The organism is Streptomyces sp. NPDC046759 (genome assembly GCF_040645475.1).
In the GTDB taxonomy this organism is placed as follows: Bacteria; Actinomycetota; Actinomycetes; order Streptomycetales; family Streptomycetaceae; genus Streptomyces.
In genome coordinates, this window is record NZ_JBEYYJ010000039.1 from 35434 (window position 1) to 54548 (window position 19115).

The following is a 19115-nucleotide window of genomic DNA, read 5'->3' on the forward strand; positions in this document are numbered from 1 at the left end:
TGCAGGGTGGCCGCGAGACTATGGGCGGAGTCGAGGGTGTCGGGGTGGTCGTCGCCGAGGACGCGACGGCGACGTTCGAGGGTGTCCTCGTGCATGCGGCGGGCCTCCGCATACTGCCCGAGGCTGTGCAGGGTGGCCGCGAGACTATGGGCGGAGTCGAGGGTGTCGGGGTGGTCGTCGCCGAGGACGCGACGGCGACGTTCGAGGGTGTCCTCGTGCATACGGCGGGCCTCCGCATACTGCCCGAGATTATGAAGGGTGGCCGCGAGGTCATGGGCAGAGGTGAGGGTGTCGGGGTGGTCGTCGCCGAGGACGCGACGGCGACGTTCGAGGGTGTCCTCGACCATGCGGCGGGCCTCCGCGTACCGCCCAAAGTAACTAATGGCGCGGCCGAGGTATTCGGCGCTGGCAAGCGTATCCGGGTGGTCGTCGCCGAGGACACTGGTCCAGGTGTGGTGGAGGGTAGCGGCGAGATCGCGGGCTGCGCGTTGTTGGCCGCTTCTAATCAGGTAACGCGTTGCTTGAATGAGTGCTTGGCGCAGCTCGGGGTGGCTAGTAGCGGTGTGCTTGCGTGTGGCGAGGTGGGACGTGTAGGCGGCCCATTGGGGCCAAGCGGCCGGGGTGTCAGGGTCGCCGGGAGCGATGGTGGTGAGAATCGTGGTGACATCGAGTTCCACCTCGGAGGCGACAGTCTGGCTGGACCGGTCGCGGAGGATGGCTTGGGTGACCCGGTGGATTTGAAAGGCCTCATGGTCGACGCGGGCCAGACCGTAACGGGCCAGTGGTTGGAGGGCAGCCTGGGGCCACATGATGTCGTCCGGATCGACAGCAATGGTGGCCAGCTGATCGCGGACGGCTTCCAGCCAGGCGGTGGGAATCGGGTCGGGGCCGAGAAAGGCGCTAAGGCGGAGTAGGTTGGCGGCCTCTGGGTGATCGCCGGCCAGACGGGTAGTCGCGATGTCCACGGTGGCGGCCAGGGGGGCGGGGTAGCCGGGCGGGCCCCCGTTGGCCATTAGCTTGGCGGTCTTGGCCGTGAGCAAGTGGCGATAGCGGTCCAGAGTCATACCGCTCGCGATGACGCCGACTGCTTGGGCGAGGGCGAGGGGGAGGTCGCCGAGGTCGTCCGCGAGTCTGCCAGCTTGTTCTGGGGTGATGCCAGGCATGCGGGCAGTGAGGTAGGCCAGAGAGTCGCTGCGGGAGAAGACGCCCAGGTTCAGGCTGTGGATTCTATCGTTCCAACTCGGGTTGCGTGAGGTGATCAGGACGTGGCCGGGTCCGGTGGGGATCAGAGTGTCAAAGTCCTGGGGGTCGTCGGCATTGTCCAAAATGATCAGCCATCTATCCTGGGTGCGCAGGTGCTCCAGGAGCGAGCGGGCGTTGTGTTCGGCGCCAGCGTCGGGTTTGGCGATACCCAGCCGGGCGGCCAGTTCCGTGTAACGAACGAGGATCTGGTCGGCTTGTTCAGCGTCTATCCACCAGACCGTGTCGTACTGGCTTGCAAAGCGGTGGGCGTACTCCAGGGCGATTTGAGTCTTCCCAACGCCCCCCAGACCATGCAGGCCTTGGACCACGGGCCGCCGGCCACCCAGCAGGCCCTCTCGAATCTGGGCGATCAGTGCCTCACGCCCGGTGAAATGGGGATTACGGTTTCGAACATTCCACACTTGCGGCACGCCTGCGCCACTGGGCAGTCGGGGACGCTGCCCGTTGGAGCCTGTGGGAGGTGCGCCAGGAAAGCTAGGTGCCTTAGGCGGGCTCGTGGGGCCGTTGACGGCAACCAGCAGCGCAGCGATGGCGGCCTGTTCGTCCAGGCCGTGCAGGTCTTTTCGGATAACAGCAGTCAGAATAGGCGGGATGTCGGACGCCGTAAGAGGTTCGATCGTCACCGGGATGAGACGCTCGCGACGCGCAACGATGGAGGTCCACTCCTCGCGGGTCCACCGAGTCAGATCGAAGTAGTTGTTGGAGAACAGCGCCACCACCACGGTGGCGCGCCGCATGGCGTCGCTCATCCGCTCGACGAAGTTTTCGCCGGCCCGCCAGTCCCAAACGTCCAGCTCCACGTGATGGCCGGCCTCCCGCAGGTGCCATGCCGCCCACTCCGCCCAAGCCCGGTCCGGCCCGGCATAACTGACGAAGACCGACTCCACTGCGGCTGCCACCCCTGATCCCCATCCCTTCAAGGCCACCCCGACACAACGCCGCACCCATGATTCCCCGTATACGGTGGCTACAGGGTGGGAATCGTTGAGGTCGCAGCAGTCCAAGCAGAGGAGCAACCATAGTGCGGGCGCCGAAGAGCGTAGGGGTGAAGCTGAATCTGCGCGTGCTGGAGATCTCCGGCACATGGGAGCCGAACGCCGCCGAGCGGCAAGCCGCTTGGGAACTGTACGTTGAGCTAGTGACCCGGGTCTCGGTGGTGCCGCTCCGTGAGGACGAGGGCTTGCTGCGGGAAGCACTGAGCAGCCTGTACTCGCTGTTCACCACCACCCGAGAGGTGCTGCGCAAGTATGGCCCGGAAGTCGCCGAGCCCAAGAAGGACGGCCAGTACAACTTCGGCTACTTGGCCGTCGCCATGCTCAACTACGGCATCCGTCCATTGCTCGCAAGCTGGCACCCCGCACTGGAGGACTGGGAGGCCCGCCGCCCTGCCGACTGCTCGCGCCGCGACCACGAACTAGCTTGGCCACGCGCCAGCGAACTGCGGACCGCGCTACGCGACTCGCGCAGCATCCTCACCGCCTACGCCGACCTCCTTGCCAGCGCCTGCGGCGTACCCAACCTCCTCTCAGCCGTTCCCAGAGCAGATCGATAGACCACAAGCCCTGAGTGGCGCTGACAGCCTATTGGAAGGTCGGATTCTCGCACGCCGCGGGGAACCAGGGCCGAACTCCTAAAGCGGTAGTCGGCCAGCGGCACCTAGCCCCCCTTTGATGTTCTCGCTTGGCACCGGCGCACTGCTTCCAGCTTCCCACGATGGCCCTTGGCCGTCGTCGAGAACGCCATGGGGAGTGTCCCGCGTGTCCGGCTGTGCGGTTAGAGCGTTGACCTGCATAAGTAGGTGGGACAGCGAGATTCGCCAGTGTCCCACCTGCCGGGCCTGGGTACCGGGCCGCAACACCCCGGGATGTTGCAGCCCCTCACGTCGATCGCTCCCGTCCGATCCTCAACGACCGGAGGGCATCTCCTGCCCTTCCTCTACGCACGTGTGAGGGGCGTGTGAGCGAGACGAGATCACGCGGAGCGCGCGGCTCCCTTGCAGGTCAGAGTCATGATCAAGCACGTCACGAGCATGCTCACCGGAGCCGTGTGCGCAGGTTCGAATCCTGCCGGGGCACCCAGTATGAGGTGCCCAAAGACCCCGTCACCAGCGGAAACGCTGAGGCCGGGGTCTTCGCGTTTGTGCAGGCGTATGCGGCCCCCGGCCGCATGTCCGGGTCGACGGATAAGGCGTGGACGGGATCTTGGAGCGTCCGCCGACGTCAGCCACCCCATTCGACGGACCCTCACTTGCATCCGGCCACCCTCCGAGGGCTCCGACGCCACCAACCGCTCCGTCCGACACCAAGCGGGCGCGTGGCGCCATGTCCGGATCCGGCGGCACCCGATCCCGCTCAAGCGTCGCCCCCCTCTTCGGAGGCCAGACCGCGTCGCTCCCCTCTTCGGAGGCCAGACCGTGTCGCCCCCCTCTTCGGATGCCAGACCGTGACGTATTTCACGAAGCGGCCAGAGCTGATCTATCTCCCCAAAACCGACACGGCGGGCATTGATCCGGTCGCGACCACGCAGGAGACAACCCACCACCCGAAGGCCCCACTGCCACACGGACTGAAGCCTGCGACATCCAGCCGGCACGCACGCCCTCGACGGGTCACCTCGGCCGCGCGGGACCCACTCGGCATGGACATAGGGCACCGAATCGGATGAAGCAGTGACAAGGCACACAGAGAGAATCCCTTGCCTCATGGACGGCCTCGGGGTGGGATCGCAGTCCACGGCCGAGCGTGGTCTAGTCCAGTACGAGGAGCATCCATGCGCAGGATTCATGCGCGGCGGCGCACTGCGGTCGCCGCAGCCTGGGTCACCAGCCTCTCCAGTTTCGCAGCGATAGCAGGACTCTTGTCTGGTTCCGTCGCCGTCGCTGCACCGGTGCGACCGGCGCAAGAAGTCAAGCCCGTGCCGGCGGCCGGGCAGCAATCGCAGAGCGGGGCCGGCAGCCTGATGACCACTGCGCAGTGCCGGGCGGTGTGGGGGTTCGACTGCTACAACGCGATCCAGTACCGCCAGGCGTACAACCTGAACCCGCTGTACAAGGCAGGAGTGACCGGCAAGGGGCGCACGATCGTGATCGTGGATCCGTTCGGCTCGCCGACCATCCAGAAGGACCTGGATGTCTACAGCGCCCGGTTCGGCATCAAGAGCACCCATGTCGACGTGGTCAAGTGGGGCAACGTCCCGCGCTTCAACCCCAACGACGCCGACCAGCTCGGCTGGGCCGGGGAGACCACCCTCGACGTGGAGATGGCGCATGCCGTCGCCCCGGACGCGCACATCGTCCTGGCGGAGACCGGGGTCGGCCGGATCGGGGACGGCACCACCGGCCTGAAAGAGGTCATGGACGCCGAGAAGTCGCTCATCGACCGCGGCGTGGGCGATGTGATCAGCCAGAGCTGGGGCGTGGCGGAGAACAACTTCCCCGGCTTCAGCAAGGGTGACTTCTCCAGCATCCAGAACCTGCGGTACGCCTACAAGGACGCGGCCAAGCACCATGTGACCGTCACCGACGCTTCCGGCGACAGCGGACCCACCGACACCACCTCGAACGGCCAGACCACCTATCCGTACAGGGTCAACGCCTGGCCCACCGACGACCCCCTGGTGGTCTCGGTCGGCGGCACCCAGCTGCACCTGGACGCCAACGGCAACCGCATCGCGCCGGACAGCGTCTACAACGACCACGGCGCCAGCGGCGGCGGCGAGTCCCACGTCTTCGCCCGTCCCTCGTATCAGAACGGAGTGGCCGGCAATCACCGCAGCACCCCGGACGTCTCCATGTCCGCCGCGCTGAAGGGCGGTGGATGGGTGTACTCCAGCTACGACCCCAAGCGGGTCGGCTGGGAGGTCTACGTCGGCACCAGCGAGGCCAGCCCGCTCTTCGCAGGAATCGTGGCCCTGGCCGACCAGGTTGCCGGGCACCGGCTGGGGGACATCCACAAGGCGCTGTACTCGCTGTACGCGAAGTCCTCGTCGAACCCGTCCACCGGGATCGTGGACGTGAAGGACGGCACGAACAACAGTTACGCGGGAGTCACCGGCTACACCGCGGTGAAGGGCTACGACATGGCGACCGGCGTCGGAACGATCGACGCGGCCCGCTTCGTCCCGGCCCTAGCCAAGGCGGGCTGACCGCAACCCGTCCCCGAGGCGCGGGGCCCGGCGTACCACTGCCGGGCCCCGCGCCGGGCCGGCGGCTCGTATACGCAGACGTACGCCGCCGGAAGTGGCCGTGTGGCGGGGTCTGTGCACGAGGCGTGGACGGGATCTCGGAGCGTCGCTGCAGGTGAGATCCGTCGCTGCAGGTGAGATCCGTCGCTGCAGGTGAGATCCAGGGAATGGCGAGGCCTGTATAACCTCCAGGCGCCCCGTCCCACACGCATCATCACGCCGCGGGGGCCGGCAACGGGCGCCCATGAGAACCGCCGGCACTCCGCCGAGGCGACCAACTCGGGCCTGGTCCCAAGCCTGGCGAGGGCGAGCGACGCTGTACACCTGCTCCACCTGGTCGGCCGTGAACACACCTGAGAGCGGACCGAGTGCCGCTGCTTGGCGCTCTTGGCAGACCCGGACACTGAGCTGCGTAGCCACCACCTTCAGCTCGGTGACACCGACGAGGACGAGCACCGGCTCCACCGGTACCGAGAAGTCGCAACAGCGCTCAAGCACTCGGACGACTCGCTTGGTCTCCGCCCGGCTCTTGCGTGCGCAGGCCGCCGGTTTCCCGTGATCCGTTTTCACCGAATCATCCCCGACCGATACGGCCCTCTCGCGGGCAGGGGTGCCGGTCTCTCAGCCGCCGACGAGGGCGACGAGCTTGATGAAGACCAGGTCGGGATCGACGGTGAGGTCCACGATCTCGTCGAGGTCCTCGGCCTGGCGATCCCCGGCCAGCATGAAGAACCCGTTGGCCAGGAAGGCGCGTTCGGCGATCTCGGCCTGGCGCTCCCAGTCGATGCGGCGGGGTTCGCGGAGTCGGTAGCCGTTCAGCTCCGTCTCGGCGTCGTCGGGGCGGACGAGCCCGTTGAAGCGGTTGCTCGGGCGGGCGTTGTGCCGGGCGACCTCCTCGCTGACCCGGAGCCTGATCAGCTCCCGTACGGTCATCCGTTCCGGCACGCCGGTGACCTCCCACTCGGTGAGCGGCTTGCCCGTCGCGGTCTCGTCGCGGAACGTCACGGTGGCCATCAGGCACCTCGCTTGATCTGCATGAGGATGGACTCGTCGGTGATCGCGGTGTCGGCCGCGAGCAGGAATGCCTTGCTGAGGATCAGGGAGAGCCGGGCGTCCTCGAACGGCAGGAACACCTTGTCCTCTCCCGAGTGCCGTGACGGGACGATGCACAGGTAGCTGTCGTCCGGTTCCATCAGGATGTTGGCCGAGCCCAGGTGGATCTTGTACGTGCGCAGCTCGCCGCGGACGATGAGGAAGCGGCCTTCGAGCGTGCACCGGTCGGCGATCTTCAGGCGCGGCAGGATACGCCCCAGCGCGTCGCGGCGCGCCTCGGCGCTCTCCGTCAGCTCGGCGAACCCTGCCCGTTCCCAGTAGGTGCGCTGGGGGCCGCCGTCGGTCCAGTCGGGATCGGCGGCGATCGAGGTCACGCCGACGAAGAGGTCCACGTCGCGCATCGCCTCACTGAGCACCAGCGGGGGCACGTCGGCGAGCGGTGCCTCGCGCCAGGCGCCCTGCACCCGGCGGTCGAACCGCACCCGGTCGGTCGAGGCCAGTTCGTCCTCGCCCGCCCAGTCGGCCCAGCTGTGGATGAAGCGGACCCGCCATCCTCCGGCCGCCAGGGTGCGCTCGGCTGCGTCGCAGTCCCCGCCGTCCCAGGGGCCGAGCAGGTGGCTCTTCCATCCCCGCGCCCGGAACAGGGCGAACATCTTGCGGTAGTGGACGAGGTGCGCGGCGAAGCGGTTGGAGTGGACGCGGGTGTGCTCCTCGGCCGGGGTGAGGAGGTAGATCTCACGGAACGCCTGTTTGAAGGGTTGCCGTATGCACCGCTCAGTGAGCAGGTCCCGCCAGACCCGCACGGCGTCCGGCTCGGAGCGGAGCGGGTGCCAGAGTCGTACGGAGGCGTCGTCGGACGCGTCGGGAAGGTGCTCGTCCGTCTCGGGCAGTACGGCCCGCCACTCACCCGGTGCGACCTCGATCTCCCAGATCAGCCGGCGTACGAGGGTGCGGGCTAGGGGGTGGCCGGCCAGCTCGGTGCGCCACCAGCCGTACGGGTGAACGGCGTCGGCGGTGTAGCCGCCCTCCAAGGCGCGGATCAGGGTGGCGAGTTGGGCGTTCACGCGCTTCACCAGGTCGCGAAGTTCCTTGACCAGCGCCGCATGGTCGCGGCGGACCGGCGCCGGGACGCTGCGCAGCGGACGGCCGTCCTTCTCCCAGGTCAGCGTCGCCGTCTCGGTGACCGTGACGACGGCCTGGTAGTCGCCGGCCGGCCGGCGCAGGACACCGGCCGAGGCGGAGCCGCCGATGGGTGCGGTGCCGAATCCCAGCCGCGGGAGCCGTAGCGCCACGTCGGTGCGTTCGGCCAGGGCCGCGTCGATCTTCTTGAGCATCTTGTCGAGTTGCTTGGGCACCCCGGCGTGCCGGACGGTCCGGCGCACGGTGCGGATCGCGGTCACCAGCTCGGGCGTCGGGAAGTCCTGCGCGGCGCGGGCCACCTCGTACAGCAAGGCCTGCGACGGAAGCGTCTTGGCCGACGTCGGGGCGAGAGCGATGCCGGGCAGCAGCCGCTCGAACAGCTCGGGCAGCCAGGGCTCGTCGCGGAGCAGCGCCACCCGCAGAGCATGTCCGAGCGTGGTGATCTCCCGGTCCGTGAAAGCCTTGTCCGCCCGGTAGGGGATCTCGCCCGCCCGGATGGCATCGGTACGGTCGGCCGCCGCCTCCAGCGCACGGCGGGCGAACGCCGCATAGGCGGGGTTGTCCGCCGACCGGCGCCACGCGTACGCGGGCGGCGAGTCGAGCCTGTGGTCCCGGTCGAACTCGGCCAGCAGCGCCTGTTCGGCCGGGGCGAGGCCGGCGACGGCGGCGAGCTCGTCCGCGACGATGGGGCCCACGTCACGGGAGAGACGCTCCATGGCCGCGCGCAGTGGTTCGTCGCCGGCGAGCCTGGCGATCGCGAGGAGCGCGTACGGCTGACGTACCGCGTCCTTCTCCACCCACAGTTCGACCAGGGCACGGGAGGGTTCGGAGACATCGGGCAGGGGCCCGGTGCAGTGCTCCAGCGCGTCCAGGCCCAGGGTGAGGTCCGCCCACCCGCGCGCCTCGTACCTCTCGGCGAGTGCTTCGAAGACCCGGCGGCACGCGTCGGGCGTGTAACGCGGCTGCCGTTCCCTGGCCGCGTCCTCGACCGCGAGGCGGATCCTCGTCATCGGGTGCGTGGCCGTGGCGTCCATCCGGTGGGCCGCCGCGAGCAGGCTGCCGAGCTCCTCGTCGGAGACCTGCTTCAGGTCCGGGTGGCTGTCCTCGTCGTCGAGTGTGAAGGCGGGGTCGGTCAGCGCGCGCATCAGCCGGGTGGCGAGGTCCATCAGGCCCCCCTCTTGATCTGGCGGACGATCGTCCTGTCAGTGATCTCGGTGTCGGCGGCGAGCAGGAACGCCTTGCTGAGGATCAGGGACAGCCGCTCGTCCTCGAACGGCAGGAAGACCTTGCCGTCGCCCTTGCCCCGTGACGGGACGATGCACAGGTACCTGTCGTCCGGTTCCATCAGGATGTTGGCCGTGCCCAGATGGATCCTGTACGTGCCCAGGTCCCCCCGGACCACCAGGAAGCGGCCTTCGAGCGAGCACCGGGCGGCGATCTTCAAGCGCGGCAGGATCCGTTCCAGCGCCTCGCGGCGGACCTCGGCGCTCGCCGTCAGCGGGCCGAGCGTGGCCGTCCGCCAGTAGCCGGCGTAGCGGTCCTCGCCCCGGTCGGTCCAGTCGGCGTCGGCTGCGATCGAGGTCACGCCCACGAACAGGTCGACGTCGCGCATCGCCTCGCTGAACACCAGCGGGGGCACCTGCGTCAGCGGAACCTCCCACCAGCGCCGGCCGTCCCGCCGCTCGAAGCGGACCTGGTCCGTCGCGGCGTGCTCGGGAGCGTGGCCGCCGCCGTCGTCGTCGGCCGCGGGCTCGTGGTGGAAGCGGGCCCGCCACCGGCCGTCGCCGAACTCGGCCCGCGCCTGCCCGTCGTAGCCGCCGTCGTAGCGGCCGAGGAAGTTGGCCTGCCAGCCGCGTTCCTTGAACAGCGCGTAGAGCCGCCGGTAGTGGACGATGTGGGCGGCGAACCGGTTGGAATAGACGCCGGTCTCCTCCTCCGCCGGGGTGAGCAGGTAGATCTCCCGGAAGGCCTGTTTGAACGGCTGCCGCAGCCGCTCGGCGACGAGCCGCTCCCGCCACCCCTTGATGTCGTGCGCCTGCGCCCGGATCGGATGCCACAACCGGACGCGCTCGGGCTCGCCGGGCGGCTGGGCCGTCGGTGCCACCGCACGCCACTCGCCGTCCGCGTCCCCGGCGTTCCGGAACTCCCAGATCAGGCCGCGGACGAGAACACCGGTGACCGGGTGGTCGCGGTAGTGGCGGCACCACTCGTCGTACGGCCACTCCCGCCCGGCCGACATCAATGCCTCGACGCGGGCCCGCTCCCCCGACAGTGTCCCGCGCACCGCCTTGGCCAGATCCTTCAACTCCCCCAGCTCGGCCGGGAAGCCCTCCTTCACAGCCGCCGGGGCCGTACGGGACGTCCCCCCGTAGGGACGCGTGAAGGTGAGCCGCACGGTCGCCGCGTCCTCGATCGCCACCCGTACCCGGTGTCCGCCCAGCTCCCGTTCCAGCAGGCCGTCCGGTGCCAGGCCGTGGTCCGGGACGCTGCGCTCGATGAGCTGCTCCGCAGTGATGCCCTGCTTCCCGGCCGCCGTCACCAGCGCGGTGTCGAGCTGCTTGCGCAGCGCCCGGTGCTTGATCCGGGACTCCAGCCGCCACAGGGCCTCCAGGGAGGCCGGATCGCCGGTCTCGGCCAGCGCGTTGATCGCCGCGCCCGCGAGCTTGGGATCCTCGATCACGCCGGTTCCGGCCGCGCCGGTCCGCAGAGCGAGCGCGCCGAGGTGCCGCACCGCGGCCGGGCCGCCGGTCAGCGCGGCCGCCCAGACGACACCGCGCGCCAGGTCCCCGTCGTTCTGGTGGACGACGTAGTGGTAGTGGTAACCACCGCCGATCCAGCCGGTGTGCGCACCGCTCCCCCTGCTGCACAGCGGGTCGCCCTCGGCCAGCGCCCGCAGGACGTCGGCCAGGACCTCCTGCGCCGACGCCGCCTCCGCCAGTTCGAGGCAGGTCCGCCGCCACCTCTGCGTGGGACGCGGGCCCGACAGGCTCGCCACGTGCCGCAGAAAGCCAGCGAGTTGGGGTGTCGGCGACGTCCTCGCACGGTCGCTCAGCGGGGCGCCCCAAGGAGCGTGAGCGGGGATCAGTCCGTCGGGTATGGACGCCTCCTCCACGCTCGCGAGCAGTGCGCGCAGGCGCTTGGAGAGCTGTCCGCGCTGGCGTGCCGCCACATCGGTGTCCATGAGCTCCGCGTGCGCGTGCCGCAGCCGGGGCATGACCGCACGGCGGCCGTCGGCGTCGAGCTGCTCGGCGGCCTTCAGCACCAGCCCCAGCGCATCGGCGAACCAGAAACCCATGTCGTACTCGGTGACCCGGAGCAGCATCACCGCGATCTCGTCGGGCGTCCAGCCGCGCAACCGCGAGATCAGGGACCCGATCTCGGTGCCGTACTGCCAAAAGCTCCTGTGGTCGAAGCAGGCTGCCAGCATCAGGCACAGGACCGCCGCCCTCCCCTCCTCCTCCGAACAGGCCGCGAGCCGCCCGTCGATCTCGGCCTGGGTCGCTGCTCGTATCGCCTGAATCCGTTCGAGCGTGTCCGTTCCCCGCAACGCCGCTGAGGCGTCCCACCAGGGCTCCGTCCACTGACGTTCCAGAAGCTCGACGAGCCAGCGGGCGCGGCAGAGCGCGGCAGACCTCACCTCGTCGAGCGAGTCGTTCCTACGGGATTCGGCCACCAGGGCTTCGTACAGCATGGCGGGATGATGGCAGGGGGGACTGACAACGCGATCAACGTGGGCTGCTCGCGCCTGTTGAAACACAGGGTCCGGCTGCCGTCGCCGGCAAGAGCCGGACTCAGTCTCGCCGGGTCCGGCTCTTGTCGTTGCTTGTCGCTCTTCCCTGCGGGATCCATCGAGCAACAGGATCAGCTGGGTGACATGGGTGCGGTTGCCGCCGAACAGCAGGACCGCGGACTACCGCCCTTCCGCCGCGCGGCCGCCAGCGTGCGGGAGCCCGCGGTACGGCGGGACCTCGCCGCCGGTCACTGCGCCGCCTGCCGCCGGAGCCGCCCCGCCTCAAGCCGTCTGTTTGCGGGACGCGGTCTTCTTCCCCGCCGTCTTCGAAGTCTTCGAAGTCTTCGCAGCCTTCGCCGTACCCGTCGTCCCCGTCGTCCCCGCCGCCTTCCCGGTCCCCGTCGACCTCGCTGTGCCCGCCGTCGCCTTCGCCGCCGTCTTCTTCGCCGTGCTCGTGGAACCCGTCGACCTCTTCGCCCCCTCCGCCGTCCTGGACGTGGATTTCCGTGCCGGCTCGGGCTTCTTCGTGGTGGCCGTCTTCTTCGCTGTGGACGTCGACTTCCTTGCTGCCGTCGCCCTGGGCGCGGTTCTGCGGGGGAGGGGTCTGACCTCGGCCGCGCCGCCGGAGGGTGTCTCGCCGCGTGATTTCCGTGCCGCGCGCACGCTGTTCTCCAGGGCCGCCATCAGGTCCAGGACCTTGCCCCCGTCCGCCGGTGCCGGTGCCTCCGGCGGCGCCTCGCCGGAGGCCTTCGCGGTGATGACCTCCTCCAGCGCCTCCCGGTACTCGTCGTGCAGGTCCTCCAGGTCGACCTCGCCGAGCGTTTCCATCAGGGCGTCGGCCAGGTCGAGTTCCTTGTCCCGGATGGTGACGGAGGCGTCGGGGGCCACGCCCTCGGGCGCGCGCACCTCGTCCGGCCACAGCAGGCCGTGCATGACGATGGCGTCGCCGACCACCCGCAGCATGCCGAGCCGCTCCCGGCCGCGCAGCGCGTACTTGGCGACGGCGACCTTGTTGCTGCGGTTGAGGGCCTCGCGGAGCAGGACGTAGGGCTTGGCGGCGGGGGCCGAGCCGGTCGCGAGGTAGTACACGGCGTCCATCTGGAGCGGGTCGATGCGGTCGGCCGGGACGAAGGCGACGATCTCGATGGTGCGGGCGGTCGGGATCGGCAGGTGGGAGAGGTCCTCGTCGGTGATCGGGATGATCGTGCCGTCCGCGTCCTCGTATCCCTTGCCGATCTCGGCCTGGGCGACCTCGCGGTCCTCCAGTTCGCAGACCTTGCGGTAGCGGATGCGGCCGTTGTCCTCGGTGTGGATCTGCCGGAAGGAGATCGCGTGGCTCTCCGTGGCGTTCACCAGCTTGATCGGGATGCTGACGAGCCCGAAGGAGATGGCGCCGTTCCATATGGATCGCACGTGCCGCACCCTTCCCTTGCGGAGTTCACCGGTTACACCGATTACACCGGTCTGTCTGGGATTGTCATCGTATGACGCCTATCACAGAGGTGGAGGGGCGGCGGGTCCCGCTCAGCAACCTGGAGAAGGTGCTGTATCCGGAGACCGGCTTCACCAAGGCGGAGCTGGTGCACTACTACGCGACCAGCGCCGGTGCGCTGCTGCCGCATCTGCGCGACCGGGCCGTGTCCTTCCTGCGCTATCCGGACGGCCCGGAGGGCCAGCTGTTCTTCACCAAGAACGTGCCGCCGAATACGCCCGAGTGGGTCAGGACCGCCGAGGTGCCGCGGTCGTCGGCGGACAGCCCGGCCCGGATGGTGGTCGTACAGGATCTGCCGAGCCTGGTCTGGGCGGCGAATCTCGTCACCGAGTTCCACACGCACCAGTGGCTGGTGCAGAGCCCGGACGAGGCGGACCGCCTGGTCTTCGACCTCGACCCGGGTGCGCCCGCGCACATCGTCCACTGTTGCGAGGTGGCCCTGTGGCTGCGCGAGCGGCTCGCGGCGGACGGCATCGAGGCGTATCCGAAGACGGCCGGGTCGAAGGGACTGCACCTGCTGGCGTCGGTGCGCGGCGGTTCGTCCGAACGGACGAGCGAGTACGCCAAGGCCCTGGCCGTGGAGGCCGAGCGGGCGATGCCGCGGCTGGTGGTGCACCGGATGACGAAGAGCCTCAGGCCGGGCAAGGTGTTCGTCGACTGGAGCCAGAACGCGGCCCGCAAGACCACGGCCACGCCTTACACGCTGCGCGCCCGCCGGGCCCCCCTGGTGTCCGCGCCGGTGACCTGGGAAGAGGTCGCGGACTGCCGGGACCCCGCCCAGCTGGAGTTCCGGGCCGACGACATCGCGCCGCGGCTGCAGGACCTGGGGGACCTCATGGCGCCGCTGCTGGATCCCGAGACGGCGGCCCTCCTGCCCTGACCCGCACTCCGAAACGCGGCTCCCCGCCCCGGGCAGCGGCGGCTCCCCGACCAGAAATAAGCGACTCCCCGACCAGAGAACAGCGACTCCCCGACCCAGGACACGGCAGCTCCCGGCCCAGAAAACGGCGACTCCGCGCCCTAGGAGACGGCGGCTCCCCGACCAGGCCCCTTCCCCCCGGAACGGCGGCTCCCCGACCAGGCCCCCTCCCCCGAAACGGCGCCCCCCTCACACCCTCCCCCACGTGTTCCGGTCCCGCGCCATCCCGTGCAACGCCTCGACGTCCGCCGGCTTCAGCACCCCGCCGAGCCGGGCCAGGCCCGCCAGTTCCGTGTCCTTCAGGATCCGTACCGTCCGTGGCCGGACCGTCACCGTCACGTCCGCCGGGTCCGCGAGGGCCAGGACCGGGCGCACCTCGGCGGTCAGGGCGTGGGAGGCGCGGTCGGCGGCGGCGCGCAGGCGGCGCAGCAGCGGCTCGGCCTCGCGGCGGCCCACGGTGACCATCGGGTCGGCGACCAGGACACGGGCCTTGCGGGCGTACAGGGCGTGTACGGCGTACAGGCCGCCGGGGCCGAGCAGCAGATGGTGGATGCGGTCGCCGCCGGGGAGGGTGACGGAGTGCAGGGTGTGCCAGCCGGCCCCCTCCAGCTCGTCCAGGGCCGCGCCGACGGTCTCCTCGGCGGCCAGGGCGCGGCGGCGCGGGTCGGGGCGCAGCCGGCGGGCGGGCCCGGGATCGCGGTCGAGGGCGACGAGCAGGGCCTCGCCGGGGCGGTTGGGCGCCAGGTCGTCGTCGGGGTGCAGGGTGAGGCGGGCCAGTTCCGCGGGGGTCGGGACCGGCGGCGGGCCGACGGTCACCGGGCCGGTCAGGAACGGCTTCAGGGCGTTCAGCACCTCGGCCCCGCTGTCCTCGCCGAGCAGGTTGACCCTGCCCGCCTCACGGTCGTACCAGGCGACATTGCTTCCGTCCGGGCGGCAGACGTACAGCCGTTCCCGGCCGTGCCGATAGGCCGGCACCACGCGCAGTGCGCTCATGCGCCATCACCCCTCGACCATGGGAACAGGCGGGGTGCTCCCGGGGCAAGACCGGTTACCGTGGAGGGCGGCCCCGCGAGGGGAAGTTGGGGAGGCGCCGTTGCGGATCCGCGGAAAGCAACCCGACGTACCGGCTCCGGAGAGCCCGTGGAACGAGATCGTGCCCGGCCTGTGGATGGGCGGACACGAGTTCCGGGGCCGCTCGGGACGGACGGAGCTCGCCGTCGTACGGGATGAGTTCGATGTGGTGCAGACGCTGCTGCGGCTGCCGGGATACGGCCCCGATCCGGGGGTCGAGCACCATGTGTGGCCGATTCCGGACGGCCCGCTGGACGGGACCCAGCTCGCGGGGGTGATCCGGCTGGCCCACGCGGCGAACGAGGCGCTGGACGCCGGGCGCCGGGTGCTCGTGCGCTGCTTCCACGGGTACAACCGCTCCGGGCTGGTCGTCGCGCACGCGCTGGCCCAGCGGGGAGGGGCCACGCCCGACGAGGTGATCCAGCTGATCCGGGCCCGGCGCTCGGCCTGGGCACTGCACAACGAGCTGTTCGTGGAGTACCTGCGTGCGGGCCTGTCGACCGTGCGGCTGCTGGAGGAACTGGCCGAGTAGCCTCTCCCCAGTACCAGCCGGGGGCCCTGAGCAGCACCCCCGGAGGCCGGCACAGGCCCCCGAGGGTGCAAATAGGACGTAACTACAAAACTGCAGATCTACGAATATGGTGTACGGGGCTCCCGACCAACCCCATCGACCCCATCGACCCCGACACACCAGGAGCACCGTGCCAGCCCGCCGTCCCCTGCGCATCGCCCTCACCGCGGCCGCCGCCGTCCTGCTGTCGGCGACGGCGGTGGCGTGCGGGGACACCGGCGGGCTGCGGGGGGCGGGTCCGACCGCGACCGCCGCGAGCCCCGCCAAGCTCTGGCCCGACCTGCGCCCGGCGTCCAGTCCCGCCTACCCCTACGACGTGGCGACCCGGGACGTCGTCAAGGGCATCACGGTGCCCGGCGACGACATCCGCAAGGTGGATCCGGTGGACGTGGTCGAGGCCGAGATCAAGGCGCATCCGGACGACTATGGGTCGAAGGGGGCGTACCACGCGACCGTGGACCGGCTGAAGGACTGCCGGCCCGGGGGCGACCGGTCCCGCTGTCCGCTGCTCAAGCCGTACTACCGGGACCTCACGGGTGACGGCCGGGACGACATGACGCTGGGCTTCAGGCTCTACCCGACCAACCAGACGGGCGTGCGGGTCTACACCGTCGAGAAGCACCGTCTGGTGCAGGTGCTGGCCGACAACGACGCGATCCTCGGCGTGGAGCTGGCCGGCCGCTCACTGATCGAGCGCTCGCCGGCCGACATCGTCGGTTACGAGTACCGCACGACGTGGGAGTGGGACCCGGGGCAGCGCGCCATGGTGTTCTCCCGCGACGAGTACCTGCACACCGGCGGGGGCCGGCACGCCAAGAAGCCCTCGCCCACGCCGTCGGCCTCGCCTTCCGCCCCCGCCCCCGCCTCCGCCCCCTCCGCCGCCTCCCCCGCCTCCTCCTCGGCGAGTGCGCAGTGAGGCTCGCACTGCCCCGCTGGGCCGGGCCGCTCGCGGTGAAGGCAGCCGCGTTCATCATCGTGATGTGCTGTGCGCTGGCCGCTCTGCTCGGCGTGCTGGTGCATGTCTCGGTGACCAACCAGACCGTCGGCCAGGCCCGCAGCAGGGCGCTGTCCCGTCTCGCGGACGCCACGCAGGCGTACGAGGCCGGGGACACGCTGATGCCGGAGGCCGGGTTGGATCCCAGGGGGCTGCCCGCGCCGCTGCGGGCCCTGGCGACGGCCGGTGAGCGCGGCACGATGGTCTCCACGCACGACGGGCGCCCGACCATGTGGGCGGCGGGGCCGGTCGCCGGACACCGGGCGCTGGCCGTCGCGGTCGACTACTCGCAGCAGTCCCGCACCATCGCCGGGCTCGACAGCTCGATCCTGTGGTCGTCGGGGCTCGCGATCGGCGCGACGGTGGTGGTCGGGGTGTTCGCGGTGACGCGGGTGACCCGGCGCCTGCACGGCACCGCGCGGGTGGCCCGGCGGATCAGCGCGGGCGACCTGGACGCGCGCGTCCACGACCCCCGGACGAAGGACAAGTCCCGCCCGCAGGACGAGGTGGCCGCGGTGGCGGCGGCCCTGGACTCCATGGCGTCGAGCCTGCAGAGCAAGCTGCTGAGCGAACAGCGCTTCACCGCGGATGTGGCGCACGAGCTGCGCACCCCGCTGACCGGGTTGCACGCGGCGGCGGAACTGCTGCCGCCGGGCCGGCCGACCGAACTGGTGCGGGACCGGGTGGCGGCGCTGCGTACCCTCACCGAGGACCTGCTGGAGATCTCCCGGCTGGACACCGGGCGGGAGAAACCGGCGGTGGACACCGAGGAGCTGGGGGCGCTGGCCCGAAGGGTGGTGCGGGCCTCGGGCACGGACACGGAGGTGCGCGTCCTGGCCGACGCGCGGGTGGAGACCGACCGGCGGCGGCTGGAGCGGGTGCTGGGGAACCTGGTGGCCAACGCGCACAAGCACGGGGCTGCGCCCGTGGTGCTGACCGTGAACGGGGCGGTGGTGACCGTACGGGACCACGGGAGCGGGTATCCGGAGTACCTGGTGGCCCATGGCCCGCAGCGGTTCCGTACGGAGGGCGGGGCGACCGGGCACGGGCTGGGGCTGACCATCGCGGTGGGGCAGGCGGAGGTGCTGGGAGCGCGTCTGTTCTTCGCGAACGCGGTGGACGGCGGGGCCGTCGCCACGCTGGTCCTGCCCGTGGTCGACGGGCGGTAGAGCCCGGGGCCGGGGCTTGCCTGCGGGTGCGGGCCCCGGGTGGTTTCCCGCGTCCACGCGGTGGAGCCGCACCTCGTCCACGGCCCCGCGCCCGTTCGGGGGCGCGCCCCGACACACAGGACGTCCTGTTTGGGTAGGTTCCGGGCATGACCAAGGCCGGAACCACCGTGGCGGCGGCACAGGCTCCCCCACCCGTCGTACGCCTCCCCCGGCGCCGTGGCATCGAACTCACCCTGATCCTGCTGGCCGTGCTGCTGTGCGTGTACGGCTACTGCGCGGTGGGGCTGGCGCGGACCGGCACCGTTCCGCCCGGAGCCGCCGGTTACGGCGCCGGACTCGGGGTGCTCGCCCTGCTCGCGCATCTCGCGGTGCGCATCCGGGCGCCGTACGCCGACCCGCTGTTCCTTCCGATCGCCGTGCTGCTCAACGGGCTCGGGCTGGTCCTGATCTACCGGCTGGACCTGGAGACCCCCCGCGACCGGGCCGCGCCGGCCCAGCTCGTGTGGTCCACGCTCGGGGTCGGGCTGTTCATCGGCGTGGTGCTGGTGCTGCGCGACCACCGGATGCTCCAGCGGTACGCGTACGTGTGCGTGGCCGCCGCGCTCGGCCTGCTCGCGCTGCCGATCCTGTTCCCGGCGGTCAACGGCGCCCGGATCTGGGTGCGGATCGCCGGATTCTCCATCCAGCCGGGCGAGTTCGCGAAGGTGCTGCTCGCGGTGTTCTTCGCCGCCTATCTGGCCGCCAACCGCAATGCGCTCGCGTACACCGGCCGCCGGCTGTGGCGGCTGCAGTTCCCGACCGGGCGGGTGCTCGGGCCGATCGTGACGATCTGGCTGCTGAGCGTCGGTGTGCTGGTCCTGGAGCGGGACCTCGGCACCTCGCTGCTGTTCTTCGGGCTGTTCGTGGTGCTGCTGTACGTCGCCACGGGGCGCACCGGCTGGATCGCGGTGGGACTGCTGCTCGCCGTGCTCGGTGCGGTGGCCGTGGGGCGCCTCGAGCCGCATGTGAACCAGCGGATCGAGGACTGGCTGCATCCCTTCGCCACCATCGAGGCGGGACACGGGCCCAACCAGCTCTCCCAGTCGCTGTTCGCCTTCGCGGCCGGCGGGGCCCTCGGCACCGGGCTGGGACTCGGGCACTCCACCCTCATCGGCTTCGCCACCAAGTCGGACTTCATCCTGGCCACCGCGGGCGAGGAACTCGGGCTCGCGGGACTCGCGGCCATCATCCTGCTGTACGCCCTGCTGGTGGAGCGCGGCTACCGGGCGGGACTCGCCCTGCGCGAGCCCTTCGGCCGGCTGCTCGCGGTCGGGCTCGCCTCGATCCTGGCGCTGCAGGTGTTCGTGATCGCGGGCGGGGTCACCGGGCTGATCCCGCTGACCGGCATGGCGATGCCGTTCCTCGCCCAGGGCGGCTCCTCGGTGGTCACCAACTGGGCGATCGTGGCGCTGCTGATGCGGGTGAGCGACTCGGCGCGCCGTCACTACGACGGGCGGGAGGCACCGTGAGCGACTACGGCGACGGGCGGCCG

General features: G+C 70.6%; 13 protein-coding genes. 7 read left to right on the forward strand and 6 right to left on the reverse strand.

The genetic code is table 11. The features are described 5' to 3' along the window. A partial coding sequence (fxsT, locus tag ABZ919_RS36665; protein WP_361256983.1) for an FxSxx-COOH system tetratricopeptide repeat protein occupies window positions 1–2162 on the reverse strand: 2162 nt, incomplete at its 3' end. 146 nt (window positions 2163–2308) lie between these two features. Between fxsT and ABZ919_RS36670 the strand changes: the two genes are divergently transcribed. Next, window positions 2309–2815 carry a hypothetical protein gene (locus ABZ919_RS36670; RefSeq protein ID WP_361256986.1) on the forward strand — a complete coding sequence of 169 codons (507 nt, stop codon included), beginning with the start codon at window positions 2309–2311 and terminating at the stop codon, window positions 2813–2815. 1406 nt (window positions 2816–4221) lie between these two features. Further along, on the forward strand, window positions 4222–5406 hold the full coding sequence (locus tag ABZ919_RS36675) for a S53 family peptidase (RefSeq protein ID WP_361256989.1): 1185 nt from the start codon (window positions 4222–4224) through the stop codon (window positions 5404–5406). A 660-nt stretch (window positions 5407–6066) separates the two neighbouring features. Here the strand turns inward: ABZ919_RS36675 and ABZ919_RS36680 are convergent. The 4 genes from ABZ919_RS36680 to ABZ919_RS36695 form a co-directional block, all read right to left on the reverse strand. Next, on the reverse strand, window positions 6067–6459 hold the full coding sequence (locus ABZ919_RS36680; protein ID WP_361256992.1) for a hypothetical protein: 393 nt from the start codon (window positions 6457–6459) through the stop codon (window positions 6067–6069). Continuing rightward, the gene (locus ABZ919_RS36685; protein ID WP_361256995.1) at window positions 6459–8804 is read right to left on the reverse strand and encodes a DUF4132 domain-containing protein; all 2346 of its coding nucleotides are present in this window, start codon (window positions 8802–8804) and stop codon (window positions 6459–6461) included. Before ABZ919_RS36685 ends, ABZ919_RS36680 begins: the two co-directional genes overlap by 1 nt. After that, window positions 8804–11329: a DUF4132 domain-containing protein gene (locus ABZ919_RS36690; RefSeq protein ID WP_361256998.1), complete on the reverse strand. Its 2526-nt coding sequence runs from the start codon at window positions 11327–11329 to the stop codon at window positions 8804–8806. The genes ABZ919_RS36685 and ABZ919_RS36690 overlap by 1 nt, the downstream gene beginning before the upstream one ends. A gap of 321 nt (window positions 11330–11650) precedes the next feature. Then, window positions 11651–12781, reverse strand: a complete 1131-nt coding sequence (locus tag ABZ919_RS36695) for a Ku protein (protein ID WP_361257000.1) — start codon at window positions 12779–12781, stop codon at window positions 11651–11653. A 71-nt stretch (window positions 12782–12852) separates the two neighbouring features. Here ABZ919_RS36695 and ligD point away from each other — a divergent pair, with 71 nt between their 5' ends. Next, the gene (ligD, locus tag ABZ919_RS36700) at window positions 12853–13740 is read left to right on the forward strand and encodes a non-homologous end-joining DNA ligase (RefSeq protein ID WP_361257003.1); all 888 of its coding nucleotides are present in this window, start codon (window positions 12853–12855) and stop codon (window positions 13738–13740) included. A 228-nt stretch (window positions 13741–13968) separates the two neighbouring features. Here the strand turns inward: ligD and ABZ919_RS36705 are convergent, their stop codons facing one another. Next, a complete protein-coding gene (locus ABZ919_RS36705; RefSeq protein ID WP_361257006.1) occupies window positions 13969–14772 on the reverse strand; it encodes a nuclease-related domain-containing protein in 804 nt (267 codons plus the stop codon). A gap of 100 nt (window positions 14773–14872) precedes the next feature. Between ABZ919_RS36705 and ABZ919_RS36710 the strand changes: the two genes are divergently transcribed. The 4 genes from ABZ919_RS36710 (at window position 14873) to ABZ919_RS36725 (ending at window position 19092) form a co-directional block, all read left to right on the forward strand. After that, entirely contained in the window at window positions 14873–15382 is a 510-nt protein-coding gene (locus tag ABZ919_RS36710) for a protein phosphatase (RefSeq protein ID WP_361257009.1), read from the forward strand. A gap of 169 nt (window positions 15383–15551) precedes the next feature. Beyond that, entirely contained in the window at window positions 15552–16337 is a 786-nt protein-coding gene (locus tag ABZ919_RS36715; RefSeq protein ID WP_361257012.1) for a hypothetical protein, read from the forward strand. Continuing rightward, window positions 16334–17584: a HAMP domain-containing sensor histidine kinase gene (locus ABZ919_RS36720; RefSeq protein ID WP_361257014.1), complete on the forward strand. Its 1251-nt coding sequence runs from the start codon at window positions 16334–16336 to the stop codon at window positions 17582–17584. Before ABZ919_RS36715 ends, ABZ919_RS36720 begins: the two co-directional genes overlap by 4 nt. 146 nt (window positions 17585–17730) lie before the next feature. Further along, complete coding sequence (locus tag ABZ919_RS36725; RefSeq protein ID WP_361257016.1) at window positions 17731–19092, forward strand: FtsW/RodA/SpoVE family cell cycle protein; 1362 nt, start codon at window positions 17731–17733, stop codon at window positions 19090–19092. Window positions 19093–19115 lie beyond the last annotated feature (23 nt).